This is a genomic window from Paenarthrobacter sp. CM16, from assembly GCF_013179505.1.
Classification (GTDB): Bacteria; Actinomycetota; Actinomycetes; order Actinomycetales; family Micrococcaceae; genus Arthrobacter.
The window spans coordinates 1-16438 of sequence record NZ_JABMCX010000093.1; the positions used below are offsets into that span (position 1 = coordinate 1).

Annotated in this window: 15 protein-coding genes; 7 read left to right on the forward strand and 8 right to left on the reverse strand. The window is 60.1% G+C overall.

The features are described 5' to 3' along the window. From HP499_RS10220 to HP499_RS10230, 3 genes are all read left to right on the forward strand, one after another. On the forward strand, positions 1 to 992 hold a 992-nt coding region (locus tag HP499_RS10220; RefSeq protein ID WP_172323971.1), incomplete at its 5' end, for an aldehyde dehydrogenase family protein. A gap of 81 nt (positions 993 to 1073) precedes the next feature. Beyond that, complete coding sequence (locus HP499_RS10225) at positions 1074 to 1316, forward strand: hypothetical protein (protein ID WP_172323972.1); 243 nt, start codon at positions 1074 to 1076, stop codon at positions 1314 to 1316. Positions 1317 to 1341: 25 nt separating this feature from the next. Continuing rightward, positions 1342 to 1665, forward strand: coding sequence for a YgjV family protein (locus HP499_RS10230; RefSeq protein ID WP_172323973.1), 324 nt, complete (start codon positions 1342 to 1344; stop codon positions 1663 to 1665). A gap of 526 nt (positions 1666 to 2191) precedes the next feature. On the opposite strand, the gene HP499_RS10235 is transcribed toward HP499_RS10230, so the two are convergent. From HP499_RS10235 to HP499_RS10255, 5 genes are all read right to left on the reverse strand, one after another. Then, a complete protein-coding gene (locus HP499_RS10235) occupies positions 2192 to 3055 on the reverse strand; it encodes an ABC transporter substrate-binding protein (RefSeq protein ID WP_172323974.1) in 864 nt (287 codons plus the stop codon). Positions 3056 to 3111: 56 nt separating this feature from the next. After that, positions 3112 to 3774 (reverse strand): amino acid ABC transporter permease, encoded by a 663-nt coding sequence (locus HP499_RS10240; protein ID WP_172323975.1) that lies wholly within the window; start codon positions 3772 to 3774, stop codon positions 3112 to 3114. Beyond that, positions 3774 to 4421, reverse strand: a complete 648-nt coding sequence (locus tag HP499_RS10245) for an amino acid ABC transporter permease (protein ID WP_172323976.1) — start codon at positions 4419 to 4421, stop codon at positions 3774 to 3776. Before HP499_RS10245 ends, HP499_RS10240 begins: the two co-directional genes overlap by 1 nt. A gap of 7 nt (positions 4422 to 4428) precedes the next feature. Then, a complete protein-coding gene (locus tag HP499_RS10250) occupies positions 4429 to 5220 on the reverse strand; it encodes an amino acid ABC transporter ATP-binding protein (protein WP_172323977.1) in 792 nt (263 codons plus the stop codon). A 158-nt stretch (positions 5221 to 5378) separates the two neighbouring features. Continuing rightward, on the reverse strand, positions 5379 to 6710 hold the full coding sequence (locus HP499_RS10255) for an NAD(P)/FAD-dependent oxidoreductase (RefSeq protein ID WP_172323978.1): 1332 nt from the start codon (positions 6708 to 6710) through the stop codon (positions 5379 to 5381). A 158-nt stretch (positions 6711 to 6868) separates the two neighbouring features. Between HP499_RS10255 and HP499_RS10260 the strand changes: the two genes are divergently transcribed. Next, complete coding sequence (locus tag HP499_RS10260; protein ID WP_172323979.1) at positions 6869 to 8236, forward strand: GntR family transcriptional regulator; 1368 nt, start codon at positions 6869 to 6871, stop codon at positions 8234 to 8236. A 1536-nt stretch (positions 8237 to 9772) separates the two neighbouring features. On the opposite strand, the gene HP499_RS10265 is transcribed toward HP499_RS10260, so the two are convergent. From HP499_RS10265 to HP499_RS10275, 3 genes are read right to left on the reverse strand one after another with little or no spacing between them, the layout of a single operon-like run. Next, entirely contained in the window at positions 9773 to 10345 is a 573-nt protein-coding gene (locus HP499_RS10265) for a flavin reductase family protein (RefSeq protein WP_172323980.1), read from the reverse strand. Positions 10346 to 10347: 2 nt separating this feature from the next. Next, complete coding sequence (locus HP499_RS10270) at positions 10348 to 11394, reverse strand: methionine synthase (RefSeq protein WP_172323981.1); 1047 nt, start codon at positions 11392 to 11394, stop codon at positions 10348 to 10350. A 20-nt stretch (positions 11395 to 11414) separates the two neighbouring features. Further along, positions 11415 to 12407, reverse strand: a complete 993-nt coding sequence (locus HP499_RS10275; protein ID WP_172323982.1) for a DUF1852 domain-containing protein — start codon at positions 12405 to 12407, stop codon at positions 11415 to 11417. A gap of 120 nt (positions 12408 to 12527) precedes the next feature. On the opposite strand from HP499_RS10275, the gene HP499_RS10280 reads away from it, so the two are divergent. From HP499_RS10280 to HP499_RS25485, 3 genes are all read left to right on the forward strand, one after another. After that, complete coding sequence (locus HP499_RS10280) at positions 12528 to 13469, forward strand: LysR family transcriptional regulator (protein ID WP_091551424.1); 942 nt, start codon at positions 12528 to 12530, stop codon at positions 13467 to 13469. Between the two features lie 398 nt (positions 13470 to 13867). Beyond that, entirely contained in the window at positions 13868 to 14257 is a 390-nt protein-coding gene (locus tag HP499_RS10285) for an SdpI family protein (RefSeq protein ID WP_172323983.1), read from the forward strand. A gap of 432 nt (positions 14258 to 14689) precedes the next feature. Continuing rightward, the gene (locus HP499_RS25485; protein ID WP_172323984.1) at positions 14690 to 16165 is read left to right on the forward strand and encodes a DUF4041 domain-containing protein; all 1476 of its coding nucleotides are present in this window, start codon (positions 14690 to 14692) and stop codon (positions 16163 to 16165) included. Positions 16166 to 16438 lie beyond the last annotated feature (273 nt).

Consider the following 16438-nt stretch of genomic DNA (forward strand, 5'->3'; position numbering starts at 1 on the left):
CACCGTGGAACTATCCGCTGCTGATGGCCGTATGGAAGATCGCGCCTATCCTTGCCGCGGGCAACACCTTGGTCCTGAAGCCCTCGGAGCAGACACCGCTGACTACCTTGAAGCTCGCCGAGCTCATCGCGGGCGAGGTTCCTGCCGGCGTCGTCAATATTGTCACCGGTCCCGGCCGGGTAGTGGGTAACCGCCTCTCCGAACACCCGGACGTTGACCTGGTTGCCATCACCGGAAGTGTGGGAAGCGGCCAGAAGGTTGCCGCCAATGCGGCCTCCACGGTGAAGCGCGTTCACCTGGAACTCGGCGGCAAGGCCCCTGTGGTGGTCTTCGAAGACGCTGATCTCGAAGAAGCAGCGAAGGGCGTACGCTCCGCGGGCTTCTGGAACGGCGGCCAAGAGTGTGGCTCAGCATGCCGGGTTCTGGTCCACGAGTCTGTAGCGGAAAAGTTCAACGAGATCCTGGTTCGGGAGATCAGCGGGATTTCCATCGGCGCCCCGGGCGCGGGAGAGGACGTCGAAATCGGTTCCATGATCTCCAAAGCCCACTATGAGCGGGTCTTGGAAGCGCTGGAAGACGTCCGCAAGGAAGGCCACACCATCGCCGTCGGTGGCAACGCGCTTGAAGGGCCCGGCTACTTCATTGAACCCACCGTGGTGACTGATGTCCCCGCCGGCGCCCCTATCACCTACACGGAGATCTTCGGGCCTGTGGTGTCCGTGGAGACGTTCAGCACCGATGAGGAAGCCATCAGCCGCGCCAACGAGACCGTCTACGGACTGGCAGCGTCGGTGTGGACCAACAGTGCTTCACGCTCACTTTCGGTGCCGCGTCGCCTGGATTTCGGCACTGTGTGGGTTAACTCCCACCTGGTCATTGCCAACGAAGTTCCCTGGGGTGGCTTCAAGGGCTCTGGCTACGGCCGGGATCTGTCGATCTATGCACTGGAAGACTTCTCCAGGACTAAGCACGTCATGTACAACCGGGGCTAATCGTTTACTCCCAAAGTGGCCGTGCACTCCTGCCAGGGGTGCACGGCCGCTTTCTGCACTCAATCAGAAAGGACGCCGACCATGGATCAACGACGCATCAGCGACTGGACCATCCTCGCCGGAACCAGCGTGGAACTACGGCAACAAGGACTTTCGGTATGCCGGGGATACGTCGACGCAGTGACGGACGACGGATCCATCCTTTGGCTGCAAACACTGACCCAGGGACGGAGGCTCTTCGAAAAGGCGGAGTTTTATGAGGCCTGGGCTTCCGAAGAGCGCACCGGATTTCACTACGAAGTAACCAACTCGGACTCGCAATAGTCGATTTCCTAACCAAGAGGAAACAATGGAACTGCTGTTCGAAGCAGCCGGCTGGGCAGGTGCGGCAGCGATACTTGGCGCCTTCCTTTCCGTGTCCATGGGCTGGCTAAAGGCCGGTAGGGCCTTTCAGACCGCAAACCTCCTAGGGGCTTGCGCATTCATCATCAACGGTGCCTTCCACGAGGCCTGGCCCTCGGTGGTCACCAACATCGCGTGGTTCCTCATCTCGGCCGTCGCACTCATCCGCCTGCGTCCGGTGCGTCGAATGCCCGGTGTTCCTGATCCCACAGGACCACTCCCCATCGTTAGCGCTTCCTCTGACTCAGGCGCCGCGGACACCTGTCCCTGATAGAGTCTCGCCCGGGCCTCACGCGCCTTCCATTTGCGGCGCAGCCGCTAGACGTTTCGGCGCACCGTACGGTCACGGATGCTCGCCCGCGAATGACTCAACTTTTACGCCTCGGTTCACGGTACCGGGACACCATGCGAATCTACGGCGAGTTCGGCATGCCCGCTGAGCTGCCCGACAGCAAGGTCGATTGGGCCCGGTCACCCCGATCGACGGCGTACGAATTCGGCCTACGACGTGCCTACCCAGAGCGCCGCCATCCAGGGGGCCTACCCACCGGCCGTACTTCTTCCCCATCAGCAGAGCCACGCTCGACGACGCCACTAGGCTTTGGCTTGCCTTAGCCCGGGGCGCGACCTCACTCGGGCCACTTGCCGCATCGGTGTAGTCCGACTTCGGCATGCTCACCGACTCCTTCGGCGTCACCTGGATTATCGACCTGCTGTGCGCCGACGACCACTCGTTAAGCAGCGAGAGGGCGACGCCGGGTTGATACCCGACGCCGCCCGCGTGCAGTCCGATGGAGTTAGAGTTCGCTGGGTGCGCCCGGCTCGCCTACGGAGGGGTCGATGCCGTACTTCTCAAGGATGCTCTTGATGGTGCCGTTTTCGCGAAGCTTCTTGATGTCCTCGTCCAGGGCCTTGCCTAGGGCGTCGTTGTCGAGGGCGGAGGGCAACATCACCTGGCCAACGGAGGCGAACTGCGGGACATTCGCGTTCGGCTTCACGTCCACCACTGTGGCTCCCTCAATGGGGGCGTCCTTGAACCGGTATTTGGCAGATGCGGAGGATGCCACCAGGGCGTCAATGCGGCCCGCTTTGAGGTCTGAGTAGATGGACTCGTCGTCCTGGTAGATCTTGAATTTATCTCCGAGCCATTTGGACATGCTGTCGTTCCAGAGGTTTCCTGCGACGGAGCCGATCATCTTGCCCTCGAGGTCGTCGCTGGTGAGGCCTGTCTTTGAGACGATCGCCTGTGGATCGCTCCAGAGCGGGGTGCTCATGTAGACGATCTTGGTGCGTTCCTTGGTCCGCAGCCAGTTTCCGGAGCCGATGTCCACGCGCTTGGATTGCACGGACGGGATGACGGCTCCTGCGCCGCCTGAGGTGCTGACGGTGACCTTGAGGCATTCGAGTTTGGCAATCTCGGCGATCAGGTCACCCTCCATGCCGGTGACGTTTTCCCCGCTGAGGATTGTGGCGGGTGCGTAGTCGTAACTTGCGACCGTCAGTTCACCTTGGGTGATGGTCTTGAGGTCCGCGTGGGCTGGTGTGCAGTCCGAGCTGCTTGCCGCGTCGGTGCCGCCGCATGCGGCGAGGGACATGGCGAGCATGCCGGCGACGGTGCCGGCGGAAAGCGCGCGCACGAGGGGGCGGGGAATTCGTGACATTGGTTTCTCTTTCTTTGTTGGGGTAGTCGGGGAAATCCCCAGGGGAGTGGGACGGGTTAGTTGCGGAGCAGGTGGCGGCCCAGGCGTAGTTCCAGGATTCGGACAAGGCCTAGGAAGATCAGCGTGAGGGTTCCGTAGATTACGGCGGTGAGTGTGTAGACGCTGAGGTATTCGAAGGTGATGGAGCCGATTTCGAATGCTTTTGACATGAGTTCGGGTACTGCGATGACGAAGGCCAGTGCGCTGCCTTGGAAGACCAGGACGGCCAGGCCGGCCAGGGGTGGGGTGGAGATTCTGAGGGCTTGCGGAAGGATGACGATGCGGAATCCTGTCCAACCGCTGAGCCCGGAGGTGATGGCTGCTTCTTTTTGTCCTAGTGGGACTGCGGCGAGTCCGGCGCGGAAGTACTCGGAGGCGTAGGCGCCGGTGTTCCAGCTTAGGGCGATGATGGCTGTGGTCAGGGAGGTCAGGGTGATGCCTGCATCGGGAAGGCTGAAGTACAGCAGGTAGAGCAGTACCAGTGCCGGCAGCCCGCGTCCGATCTCAACGAACGCGAAGGAGATCCATTGGAAGGGCTTGAATTTCGCTTCTGCCATGACGGCCAGGAGCAGGCCGAAGGGAAAGCCGATAAGTAGGGCGAGTCCGGTCAATTGGAGGCTGATGACCAGGCCTGGTGTGAGGTTCGGCATCCAGCCGAGCCATTGCGTGATCAAGTCCATCAGAGCACTCCGATCTTTCTGCGCAGTTTGAGGTCTACGCGGCGTGCTACGAGGGCGACGACCAGGCTGATGATGATGTAGAGCGCTCCGGCGACGACGAAGGAGAGCAGGCCTTCGTGTGTTTGTTTCGCGCTTTGTTGGGCGTAGTAGGTGATTTCACGGACACCGATGGTGGAGGCGAGAGCTGAGTCTTTGAGCAGTCCGATGCCGTAGGTGGCGATGGCTGGAAGGGCTACCCGGAAGGCTTGCGGGGTGATGATGTGCCCCACGGTGGTGAACGGGCTGAGCCCGAGTGCGTGGGCGGCTTCGCGTTGGCCATCGGGGATACTGAGCAGGCCTGAGCGGTAGATCTCTGCCATGAAGGCTGAGGCGATGATGGAGAATCCGATGATGGCGGCCTGCAGGGTGGAGAGCCTCAGCGCGTACTGGGGCAAGCCAAAGTAGATCAGGAACAGCCAGGTGATCGGCGGGATGACCCGGACCACATTGATATAAAGGGTGGCTGCAGCGCGGATGATCGCGATCGGTGATCTGGCGGCACCCACCAACACCAGGCCGATGAGGCCGCCGAAGAGCAGGGATGCTCCTGTGACGTAGAGAGTGAGTCCGACGCCCTGGGCGATCGAAGTCAGAAGTTGCGTGATCATGGCCGTCTCACCTGTCCAGTACGGCCTTGAGGAACTGCCGGGTGCGGTCGTTCTGCGGTTCCGACATCACCTGCCGGCTGGGGCCGATTTCAAGGACGCCGCCGTTGCCCATGACCATGATGCGCTCCGATACATCACGTGCGAAGTGCATTTCGTGGGTGACGACCAGCATGGTCATGCCCTCGTCGGCGAGGTCGCGCATGACGGCCAGTACCTCTAGGCCGATCTCAGGGTCCAAGGCGGAGGTTGGTTCGTCGAAGAGCATGACCTTCGGCGACAGTGCGAGTGCGCGTGCGATGGCGATGCGCTGCTGTTGGCCTCCGGAGAGCCGGGCAGGGTAGGCCTTGGCCTTCTCGGGGAGTCCCACCCGCTTGAGCAGCTGGTTGGCGACCTCTTCGGCTTGTTCTTTGCTGGAGCCCAGTACTTTCCGTTGTGGAAGGGTGATGTTCTCCATCACCGTCAGGTGGGGGAAGAGGTTGAAGCTCTGAAAGACCATGCCGGTGACTCGCCGCAGGTGGTCCAGGCTTGCCTTGTCCGGCAGCTTCTCACCGGCAACAACACGGGCGCCGCCAATCGCGATGGTGCCCGAGCTGGGCTTTTCCAGGTAGTTCAGGCACCGCAGGAAGGTGCTCTTGCCGGCGCCGGAGGGTCCGATGACGGAGACTACTTCGCCTTCAGCCATGGAGATGTTGACGTCTTTCAACACCTCGATGACACCGTATTTCTTGCCAAGCCCGGAGACCTCAACCTCGCCGGAGAGGGCGGTTGGGGGAGCTTTGGTACCAAAACTTAAGCCCATTTTCGTTTCCTTCAAATCGCTGACGCTTGGGGTGACTTCCCAGCCGCGCTCACTTGGGGGGAGGTGTGATATGGGCCGCAGTAGGCTGTGGCCTCAATCACATCTAAGGAATACATCATTGAATGATTAATGCAATAGGTAGCTACGAACATCCCGTATCAGTACGTCGAGGTCGAAAGTGCCAAAAGAATCTCGCGGCTGACTCGATGGGCCTCCGAGTATGCTCCATGGGTGCCGGCAGTTTCGGAGGAGTAGTCGCCGGCAAAATGTAGGGTGCCGTCAACGGGCGCCTGGAGCTGCGGGAGTGCACTGGCCCGTGTAGGCGTCAGCAAGGAGAAGCAGTGCTGCCATGACTGGATGCTGGCCCCGAGGATGCGCCCCCGTAACTGCGGTGCCACCTTAAGAAACTCTTCGATCCAATGTTCCAGAACACCCGAGGTGGGATCGTTGGCTTCCTCGATGTATCCGGCTGAATTGCCGTAGCAAACAAATTGGGCGGTACCGTCCTTGCGTCCCGGACGCGGATTGATCACCACATCGAAGGCGCGCCCTGCGGTGGCGATGAAGGACCAGTCATCCACAGCTGCCAGCTCCGGCGCGCTGATGTCCACAACAACACCGAGCTCGGTTGAACCGGGGGTTTGCACGGCATCCAGTGCCGCGGTCTTCCAATCCGGCAACTTCACCATGGTGGAGATCCTGGGGGCCGGAATCGCCATGATGACGTGCCTCGCGGTCAAACTCCGTCCCGCGCCGCCCTCTGATTCGATAGCAATCTGCAGGTTCCACTGTCCTTCATCATCTTGGTGAATGGTCTCCACCCGGTGATTCAAATGGACTTCGGTGGACTGCAGGGCATCTGCCAAGGCGGTGGGGATCGCTTCCATGCCCATAATTGAGACCACACGGTTCTTCTTCTCCTTCACCAGATAACTGGCGAAATACCTCAGGGCATAGGTTGCGCTGAGTTCGGAAGGGTGAGCAACTGAGCCTCCGCGAATGGCTGCAGTCAGTATCTCCTGGACCTCTTGAGGCAGATCACTGATTCGTGATTGGGCGGATTCTTCGCCAAACCCCGGCGTGGCCGGCCGAAGCTGCCCATTCACTGTGTTCGCGTAATATTCCGATGTTGCCCGATCGATGAAGGCCCGGAGTCCGTTGCGTGACTCTTCTGTAAGGGGGAGCCGTTCCACAAGGTCGTCGTTGTCCGTGGAGACTACGGTTTCTCCGTTGACGTGTATCCCGAAAGTTGTTGGTTCGAAGGGCTCCAAGTTTATGCCCAGTTCAGCTGCCAGCTCATGTGATGCGGTACCGGCATATACGAACATGGCCCCCATATTCACCGGTTCTCCGTGGACGTTCACGGTTTTTGCACGCCCGCCAAGTCGTCCGGCTTCTTCCAGTAAGACCACTTTTTGGCCCGTGCGCTCAAGGTTGTAAGCCGAAGCCAAGCCGGCCGGGCCTCCGCCAATGATGGCGACATCGTACATTTGCTCTCCTTGGGAGTGGGCTGGCAGTCCGGGCCATCCGAGCGCCGGATCATTGGTCTCCATGATTGGCAGCACCCGGAAAGATGGGAATACTTTCGACGCGAAGCAGTGACGAAATGAGTCTTTGAGTCAAGGCAGTGCTTCCCTAGACTGGCCGGATGAAGAGTGCAGACGATCGCTCGGAGCTCAAGCGCGCGGTTCTGACGGCGCCGCTATGGATGCAGGCAACCAAAAGCTCAAGCCGCCAGGTTGCGGACGCCGTGGGCCTGAGCCAGTCGTTCGTGGCACGGACCTGGAAGGAGTTCATGGAGCCCGACCCGGAAATCGAGTCGATAAGGGCATTGCTTGCGGAACGGCAGATGGTCTTGGGCGGATTGGCCGTTGGACCGACAGGGTCCTGCCTTGTCCTAAACCCCTCCCGCGCGTCGCGTTTACGCTATCCGGCCAGCCTGTCCACCAGCAGCAAGCGACGGCTACGGATGGTGCTGGCCGCTGACCTTCTTCGAGGCGTGGTGCCGGACCCAAGCTACACAAACGACCGCCCGGACCTGTGGTCATCGCTCAATTCAAGCGGACTCGGCCTCGCCGAAGAATCAATCGTCCTGCTCAGTGGCAACTTTGAGGTCCCCGCCGGTGCGCGGCCGTCAGTTCACCTCACCGATGCCTGGCAATGGCAGAAACTTGTGGCCGCATTGGACCTGCTGCCTGAAGTGCCGACCGGTGAGATGTTGGCGGACTTGGAGTGGCGGATGCGACGCTGGTACCACGGCGGGCGCCAACCGTTTTCCTGGACGGTGGACCGTAAAGACCCCCTCGGCATGGCTTCACGCGCGGATGACGTCCTTGGGGCTGGGAATGCTCTTGCGGAAGAAATTCTTTCGGCGATTCGCCAAGGGTTGGTCGACGGAACATTTGTCGGCGAAAGTGAAATTTCGCTTGGGATGCTGAATCGCCTGCTGGGTGCGCCGGTGAGGGACATTCGAGCCGCGGTTCGCGCGCTTACTGAAGACGGGTTGGTTACCGCAGCCAGATCAGATTCAGTGGTGGTGCGGATTCCGTCCCTGGATGACGTGTCTGAGACCTATATGGCTCGCCGTGCTCTGGGAGCAATCCTGGTTCGAGCGGCGAGTCGATGGAGCGTCGAAGATCGATCACGCGTGAAAAACTACCTTGATGAGCTGAGCGATTGTGCTCGCCGCAACGATGTCGCCCGAGCCCACTATTTGGATCTGGACTTCCAGATCGCACTGTTCGAGGGATCAGGTTTGAGTCGAATACCTGCAATTCTGGAGACGCTCACCAAGCAGGCATTCATGCATTTTGCCGTCATGGGTGCCCGCTATGCATTTTCACCAAAAATTATTCTTGACCAAAACACTGAGATCTTTGATGCAATAGATGCAGGCGACCTTAGAGCCGCGACCTTGAGCTGGCAAACCAAGATGGATGTCGGCCTCAACTACCTTGCCCAACACATTTCAGCCATGAATGCCATCAACGAACGGCGAGGCATGAACCCGGGCTGACCGCGAACAAGCTCACTCAAACCCCAAGCACGTTCGACGATAGTGCCAGCATGAACGCGCCAAATCGAAGTTCTAGCAGCTACTTCCACTCCCGCACTTCTAACGCCGACATTAGACGTTTTGTCGTCGGGCCATCTGGCAGGTCTCGTCATGATGCTCGTTGTCGTCTTCGCCATGGAAATGATGAAGGAGGTGCGGCCACTATGTTGGATATGAATGGTTCTGGTGGACAGAAGATGGTCGGCTTTGGGCGGTACGATCGGCCGCCGGGAAGTCGCGCCTTAGGGGTTGTCGCCTCTTGGCCGGGGGTTCTAAAAGGACTGAGAGGTGCCATCGATCCGGCAATCTACGTAGGCGGCAGCAGTCGATTTCAGGGCGCTGGATACGAGTGCGGAAGGACGCGTCGAGACCTCGTCTTCCGGGTTCGATCGGCGCAAAAAGAAGTGTGGACGCTGTCCACACTTTCCACCTCGGACTGGCCCGGACAGCGGTCGGACTGCCCCGGATTCCGCATGTTTCCGCCACTTCCCAGTGTTTCCAAGGCCCGGAATCCCGTTCGAGTCCCACCTCGGGCACGGCATTCCCCCTCGTCAGAGGGGGTTTTTGCTTTAACGTGTGTACATTCTGGGTGGTCAGGTCCCTCTGCCAAGGGTCGCGGGGTGTGTCTGGCGCCGCGGGTCGCCTGTGAAGTTATGGGGGAGCGGGTTCAGGGTCGCGGCTGGTGGACCCTCCGCTTGCTCTGAACTGGGGTTATGGGTTCCTTTCTTGGTTCGTCGGGTAGGTCGGGGTTGGCCTACACCTCTTCATGGGGAGGGGGACTGAGCGCAACATGACTTCTAGGTTCGTGGTCATAGATCCAGGTTTCGGCTCGTTCCTGGCGTAGGGAGACTTGCCGGGCGGCTGCTTTGTCAGGCCAAAGGGGGTGTGGACATTGTCCACACTTAAATCTTCTTTATCGCGGCTGCTTGCGGCCATTGGCTCTTCCCTCCTTGGGCCTTCATCTACTCATGCCTGTGAGTGGCAGTAGCGACATGACGCGGATCTGGAAGCGCCGGACATGTGCAGGGTGATTCCGAGGTGAGAGTTCGGCGGCCACGATCGGCCCGGGTGCTATCAAATGGGTCCTGGCCATGTCATCGAAGCGCCCTGCGAAATCAAGTGGGACGCCGGCCCGGCGCAGATGACCGCCCTCAGTGGTGCTTCCCGAGCATTGCAATTCACGCGAAAGTAGGCTGAGCACGTAGAAGTGGCCAGTCTGCCGATAAGCACCCTTATATATAGTTTGGGGTTTGTCGAAAGCGCTAGGGCAGTTCTTAGGCTCGATCTCATTTCTAGGGTGTGGGCCTCCGGTCCTCTTCCATAAGTGGTCAACGCGTCGATGTGCACGTCGGAGCCGTTCATGACCTCACGCAGGAGCGCGCCTAGCGGTTCGTTTCGGTGTCCGCGGCGCTCAGATGTTAACGAGGACGACGGCGGGAGTTACCTCCCGCCGTCGTAATCCGTTTGCCTTGGCGCCCCGCGTTGTTGGCGAGGCGCTTAGCCGTCAAGCTTGGAGTGCTCGCCGAGGCGGTGCCATGAGCGGTTGTGGTAGACCAGGGCGTCGCCGGGTTCGCCCGCTGGGACGTCACGCATCACGCGGGACTCCAGGGCGTGAACGGCGATGATGGTGGAGGTCCCTACCTCCATGCGGTTGATGACGGCGCAGCGCACCCAGGCGCGGACATCGTCATACACCGCTTCGCCGGTTGCAAGGGCGGACCAGCGGTGTGTCTGGTTGAAGCGGTCGGCGCCGGGGGTTGCTCCGAACTTCGCCAGGTCGACGTCGTGCGCGTCCAGCAGGTGCACCACGACGGTTTCGGCGCGCGAAAGCACGGCCGATGCTGAGGACAGTGCCGAGACCGAGAAAATCAGCAGCGGAGGTTCCGCACTTACTGACACCACGGACGATACTGTCAGCGCCACCGGCCCTTCGCCGGCATCGGCCGTGATGACGGCGACACCGCCCGGATGACCACGAAACAGTGCTTTAAATTCTTCAGCCGAGAGGGACTGCGGGAAGGCTTGCTCCGGAGCCCCGAGCCAAGTGTCTGGGGGGTAGGCGTGAAACATCGTTAGGACACCGTGGGGGCGGAGCGCTCGAGTTCCTCGCGAACGATGTCCGTTCCTGCGCTGAGAGCACTCAGCTTGGCCAGCGCGACGTCCCGGGGGAACGGGGCCATGCCGCAGTTGGAGCTGGCAATGAGCTTGTCCGCATCGACGAACTGCAAGGCCTTGCGGAGGGTGTCGGCGACTTCCTCCGGGGTCTCGATGGTCTCGCTTGCGACGTCGATTGCCCCGAGCATGACTTTCTTGCCGCGGAGCAGCTCGATGAGGTCCATGGGCACGTGGGAGTTCTGGGATTCGAGCGAGATGATGTCGATGCTGGAGCTCTGAAGCAGCGGGAACGTTTCCTCGTACTGCCGCCACTGTGAGCCGAGCGTTGCCTTCCAGTCGTTGTTTGCCTTGATCCCGTAGCCGTAGCAGATGTGCACGGCGGTCTCGGCACGCAGTCCTTCTGCCGCTCTCTCGAGCGCGGCGACGCCCCAGTCCTTGACCTCATCGAGGAAGACGTTGAACGCGGGCTCGTCGAACTGGATGATGTCCACGCCGGCCGCCTCCAGTTCTTTCGCCTCCTGGTTCAGGATCGCAGCGAACTCCCAGGCCAGCTTCTCGCGGCTCTTGTAGTGGTCATCGAAGAGTGTGTCCACCATGGTCATGGGACCGGGAAGAGTCCATTTGATCGGCCGGTCGGTGGTTGCGCGGAGGAACTTCGCGTCGTCGACGAATACCGGCCGCTCGCGGCGCACGGCCCCGACGACGGTCGGTACGCTCGCGTCGTAGCGATCGCGGATGCGCACGGTTTTGCGCTGTTCAAAGTCGACCCCGCTGAGATGCTCGATGAAGGTGGTGACGAAGTGCTGGCGGGTTTGCTCGCCGTCGCTGACGATGTCGATGCCGCGTCGGCTCTGCTCGTGGATGGCGATGCGCAGCGCATCCTGCTTGCCCTCGAGCAGCGCATCTCCCTCCAGTTTCCAGGGAGACCACAGAGTCTCGGGCTGTGCGAGCCACGAGGGTTTGGGCAGGCTTCCAACAACGGTGGTGGGCAAAAGTGTGTTCATGGTTGACGTTTCTCCGTGGGTCAGTTGACGAGAGCGGGGTATTTGGCGGTCCACTGGTCCAATAGATCCTTGTGGGGCGTGATGAAGTGTTCCTCGGTGTACTTCGCCTGAGTGACCGCCAGCTGACTGCGCTCGACGCGGTCGTAATCGATCTGGGTCCGCGAGTAATCCTGCTCTCCCAGGCTCGGTTGGTAGACGACGGCGGCGGCGGAGTTCGCGTTGTAGACCTCCGGGCGGTAGATCTTCTGGAACGTCTCCATGGTGCTGATGGTGCCGATGAGCTGCAGGTTGGAGTAGTCGTTGAGCAGGTCGCCGCGGAAATAGAAGGCCAGCGGCGCTACGCTGCCGCGTGGCATGAAGTAGCGAACCTGCAGCCCCATCTTTGCGAAGTACGCGTCCGTCAGCGAGAACTCGTCCTGCTGGTACTCGACGCCCAAGACGGGGTGATGGTTCTCCGTTCGCCGGTACGTCTTGGTCGTGGAGACGCTGATGCACACCACTGGCGGCTGCGGGAAACGTTCCTGGCATGCCGGGGAATCGAGGAATTGCTGGAACAGTTTTCCGTGCAGGTCGCCGAAGTCTTCGGGAACGGTGGGCTTGCATGCCTCCGCTGATGCCGCTGGCAGTACCACGCTGAAGTCGAAGTCACGGACGTAGGAGGAGAAGTTGTTCCCCACGATCCCTTGGTGGCGGACCCCGTTCAGCTGGTCGACGATCTGAATGTCGAGAACCTCGAACAGGGGGAACTTCTGGTCCGTACCTTCGGCAGTGAACTCTATCTGCACGGAAACGATCTCAAGCTCGAGGGTGTAGCGGTCCCGGTCCGGGTTGTCCCAGCTTGCGAGATCGTTGAAGCGGCGCCGAATCATGGTCAAGGCGTTGCGGAGATTTTCCTGGCGGTGCTCGCCCCGTGCCAGGTTGGCGAAATTCGTGGTGATCCGCGATCCTTCCGAGGGGGAGTAGTCCTCGTCGAAGGGGGTGGTGGTGATGCTGAAGGTGAAGTCGTCTGCCATGTGCTGCCATTCCGTTGATGGGCCGGAGACGGCCTTTCCGAAGGTGATATATCCATGGTGCAGCTTTAGGAGGGCTATCAGGTAACTAGTGGTTGCTATGCATTGATATAGAATTTTCCTATGGCTCAGATTTCGAGTGGATTGACCCTGCAGCAGCTCCGCTACTTCATAGAGGTTGCAGCGGAGGGCTCGATCTCCGCGGCTGCCGATCTTCTCTACGTAGCGCAGCCGACGATGTCTGCTTCGATGAAGGACCTTGAGGCCCGGGTGGGCCGTGCGCTCCTGGTTCGCTCCGCCCGCGGGGCCACCCTCACCGCTGACGGGGTAGAGTTCCTTGGCTACGCGAGGCAGGTCGTGGAGCAGTTTGCTCTCCTCGAGCAGCGCTACCTTGGCAGGCCGCCGCGGCGACGTCTGCTCGGGGTGTCAACGCAGCACTACTCGTTCGCGGTGGACGCCTTCGTCCGGATGGTCAAGGCCACTGATGTGGCCGAATACGAGTTCTCGCTGCGTGAGTCCCGCACCTGGGACATCATCGAGGATGTCCGGACGCTCCGCAGCGAGATAGGCATTCTCTACCGGAACGATTTCAACCGGAAGGTCATCGACAAGCTGCTCCGGGAATCCGGGCTGGCGTTCACTCCGCTTTTCCTCGCCGATCCTCACATTTTCGTTGCACGGAACAACCCGCTCGCTTCAAAAGAGCGCGCGACCCTCGATGATCTCGCCGGGATGCCGCGGCTGACCTTCGATCAAGGTGCGAACAACTCCTTTTACTTCGCCGAGGAGATTCTCTCCACCATGTCCAGTAAGCAGGAGATCAGGGTCTCTGACCGTGCCACAATCTTCAACCTCATGATCGGGCTCCACGGCTACACCATCTCGACGGGCATCATCAGCGGGGAGCTCGACCCGGAGATCGTCGCCATCCCGCTCGACGTTGACGAACGCATCGAGATCGGCTGGATCGGCCACGCCGCGATTCCGCTCACCGACCAAGCGCAGCACTACCTCAGGGAATTGCGGGCCGTCGTCGCTGAGTTCGGCGTAGCGCTACTCGACTGACCGCAGGTGAGCCGGCGGGTCATTACCCCTTCGGTGTTTGGACGTAGTTGTGTCAGCCGAGCGGGTTGCTGGCGTCGTATGTGCCCGCCGTCGTCCTCGTTGGGATGGCCGGGGCAGACGCCGGCGAGGAAACCGGCCATTCCAGGTGGTGACGATCCAGCCCGGGGACATCACGCGGGGCTTGTAAGGCCGCCACGCTGGGGCCATTCGGATCCCAGAAAAACGCAGCTCGGCCGACATGTTAGTTACGTATGTTGCATTGACTGATAACGGAGTCCCGCTCGCAGCCGCAGCAAATCGGCATCGGTTCTTTGCGAAGTGTTGTGGCGGCTGTTAACGTGGCATTTCAATCTGAAGACTCCTCGGTCATCCGAGTATGTACCAGTGGAAGGATCGTTTTGGGGGCGGCTTTCAGCACGACTATGTTCACGATTGCGTTCTTGGTAGTAGCAGGTCTACTCCAAATGCTGGCTTCTCAGGTCAAGTCCGGCGATTCAAAACCCAACTATACGTTTGGCATCCGTTCGAAGGCCACTTTGTCGTCTGAACGTGCATGGAACGCTGCACACACTTCAGCTCTTGGTGCGCTGAAAGCCATTCCGGTAACGCTAATCGGGTTTGTGGCCACGTTGTGGATAATATTCGCAGCCCTACCTAAGGATGACTCAAGCATCCCGTGGATCTTTTTCTCGGGTATGGGGTTCACGGCCATCATGGTGGTCCTGCTCATGCACATGTACTACAAGGCTGATTCTCTGGCTCGTCGTATTGCTGCGGGTGATGAGTAACCAAATGCAGAGATCACTTCATAATATAGTTTTACAAAAATCGGGGAATATTGGGTTTCTAGGCTCAACTAACCGAAACTTTCGCATCATCCTGGCAACGATGCTATTCCTACTGACTGGTTCGGGTGGTCAACAGGCAAGGTGGTGGCAGTACAGATTGCTTAGGGCAAGCATCCCATAGGCAGAGGGCTCAGTTGAGTCGACTCTGGAGTCAGTCCGTCATGCCGTTCAATGTTCAAGTGTCGTGCGCCCGAATGCCCCAGACCCGCCAAATATATCCGTGAGCTTCGCATTCTGGCTCGCAATGTTTTAGCGACTTTTTCAGCTTTCCCATAGGTGTAGGGCAAGATCATTCTGGGGGAGCTAGGCAAGTCGACATGAACTGCCGGGTGATGAACCCGCGGAATATTTTCCACGACGATAGGTCCCTTAGTGAGCGTTCCCGCCGGCTGGTACACCGACCCTCAAGACTCTGCCCTTGTCCGCTACTGGGACGGTATGCGCTGGACCGATCACGTCCAACCTGCTCAACCCGCGCAGCCGGCGCCAGCACAGAGTGCTCCCCAGGCGTCTGTTCAGGCTCAGCAACAATCTGTACAGGGGCAGGTGCCGAATCAGGGACGCACTGGAGGCGCGCGCAAGGTCGGGTTCTTCGGCGCGAAGAAGACAGCCGAGACCGCCCTGGCCGACGTGGAGCGACTGCAAAGAATCCTGGATGAGCGCGGCCTGCTCGAGTTCGACCAGATAGAATCCACCCGCGATGAGCTCCGCCGCACGGCCGAGAACGAACGCAGGGATTGGGCATCGGAAAACCAGCAGCTTCAGTCGCACCTGCAGGCCCTGCGTTCGGAACTTGCCGAAGCCGAAGGCCAGCTGGTGACAGCTCGTGCGTCGGCGGCGCTGCAAGAGGTCGGTGTCTTTGACTTTGACCACCCAGCAGAACACTCCGCTCACTTGGCGGCCAGACTGGATTCCGTCCGTGCCCAATACAAGGAGATGGCCAGGGCAAAGGAGGCCATTCACGCGACGTCGAACTTCACGTTTAACAACTCCGCGAAGCAGGGCATGAAGTTCGTGAACCAGATGTCGACCATCATGCTGCGTGCCTATAACGCCGAAGCCGAGAACTGCGTGAAAACGGTCAAAGCTGGAAACCTGGCAACCGCGACGGCTCGCCTGACCAAGGCGAAGGAACAGATCGAGCGCCAAGGCACCATGATCAACCTACGAGTCGACGAGACCTATCACCACCTGCGGATCCAGGAAATGGTGCTCGCCGCTGAACACCTCCAAGCCCTTGCTGCGGAGAAGGAACTGGAGCGCGCACGCCGCGAAGATCTGCGTGAGCAGAAGAAAGCCGAAGCGGAACTCGCGGCCGCCCGGCAAAAGCTCGCCAAGGAACGGGCCATGCACCAGGCAACCCTGGACGCACTCATAGCCAACGGCGACCTCGAAGGCGCAGAACGAATGCGCGCCAAAATCGCTGAAGACGAACTCGCCCTCGCCGACGTTGAACGGCGCGCAGCGAACATCCGCGCCGGGTACGTGTACGTCATCTCCAACATCGGCGCTTTCGGGGAGAACATGGTCAAGATCGGCATGACCCGCCGGTTGGAGCCCATGGACCGGGTCAACGAACTAGGAGATGCGTCCGTACCTTTCCGATTCGATGTACACGCGCTCTTTTACTCCGACGATGCCCTCGCCACCGAGGCAATGCTGCACCGGACGTTCGCTGAGCAGCGCGTCAACAAGGTCAACCTGCGCCGCGAATTCTTCCGGGTCACCCCGCATCAGGTCCTGGAAGTACTGAAGGAACACCACGTCGAACTCGTTGAATTCACCGAACAACCCACCGCCGAAGAATTCCGCCTCAGCACACCGGAGGCAGAGGCGTTGCCTTTGTAACGCAGAACTACCAGGTCCCGGTGAACGATCCACAGGGCGGGTGTAGTTCGCCGTTCTTTCGGTGGATGTCATAGGCGCCGTTATCGGTATTGAGGGACCGGTCATTGCTCACATCAGACTGGAACGCGCAGACGATCGCTAACGAACTAGCCAGTGCGGACTTGTTCTTCCGAGCGGTCGACCTACATGTGCCTTTCGTCCTGCCCCGAGATGGACGAGACTTCTGATGGGCTATCTGGCTGGTAGGTTGAACATCGCAACCGCTGGGGGGGG

Bases quoted from the DNA above. Each gene is read 5' to 3' on its own strand.
- HP499_RS10270 (WP_172323981.1), bottom strand. From the start codon at position 11,394: ATGAACACACTTTTGCCCACCACCGTTGTTGGAAGCCTGCCCAAACCC.
- HP499_RS10255 (WP_172323978.1), bottom strand. From the start codon at position 6,710: ATGTACGATGTCGCCATCATTGGCGGAGGCCCGGCCGGCTTGGCTTCG.
- HP499_RS10230 (WP_172323973.1), top strand. From the start codon at position 1,342: ATGGAACTGCTGTTCGAAGCAGCCGGCTGGGCAGGTGCGGCAGCGATA.
- HP499_RS10250 (WP_172323977.1), bottom strand. From the start codon at position 5,220: ATGGGCTTAAGTTTTGGTACCAAAGCTCCCCCAACCGCCCTCTCCGGC.
- HP499_RS10235 (WP_172323974.1), bottom strand. From the start codon at position 3,055: ATGTCACGAATTCCCCGCCCCCTCGTGCGCGCGCTTTCCGCCGGCACC.
- HP499_RS10240 (WP_172323975.1), bottom strand. From the start codon at position 3,774: ATGGACTTGATCACGCAATGGCTCGGCTGGATGCCGAACCTCACACCA.
- HP499_RS10265 (WP_172323980.1), bottom strand. From the start codon at position 10,345: ATGTTTCACGCCTACCCCCCAGACACTTGGCTCGGGGCTCCGGAGCAA.
- HP499_RS10225 (WP_172323972.1), top strand. From the start codon at position 1,074: ATGGATCAACGACGCATCAGCGACTGGACCATCCTCGCCGGAACCAGC.
- HP499_RS10280 (WP_091551424.1), top strand. From the start codon at position 12,528: ATGGCTCAGATTTCGAGTGGATTGACCCTGCAGCAGCTCCGCTACTTC.
- HP499_RS10275 (WP_172323982.1), bottom strand. From the start codon at position 12,407: ATGGCAGACGACTTCACCTTCAGCATCACCACCACCCCCTTCGACGAG.
- HP499_RS10245 (WP_172323976.1), bottom strand. From the start codon at position 4,421: ATGATCACGCAACTTCTGACTTCGATCGCCCAGGGCGTCGGACTCACT.
- HP499_RS10260 (WP_172323979.1), top strand. From the start codon at position 6,869: ATGAAGAGTGCAGACGATCGCTCGGAGCTCAAGCGCGCGGTTCTGACG.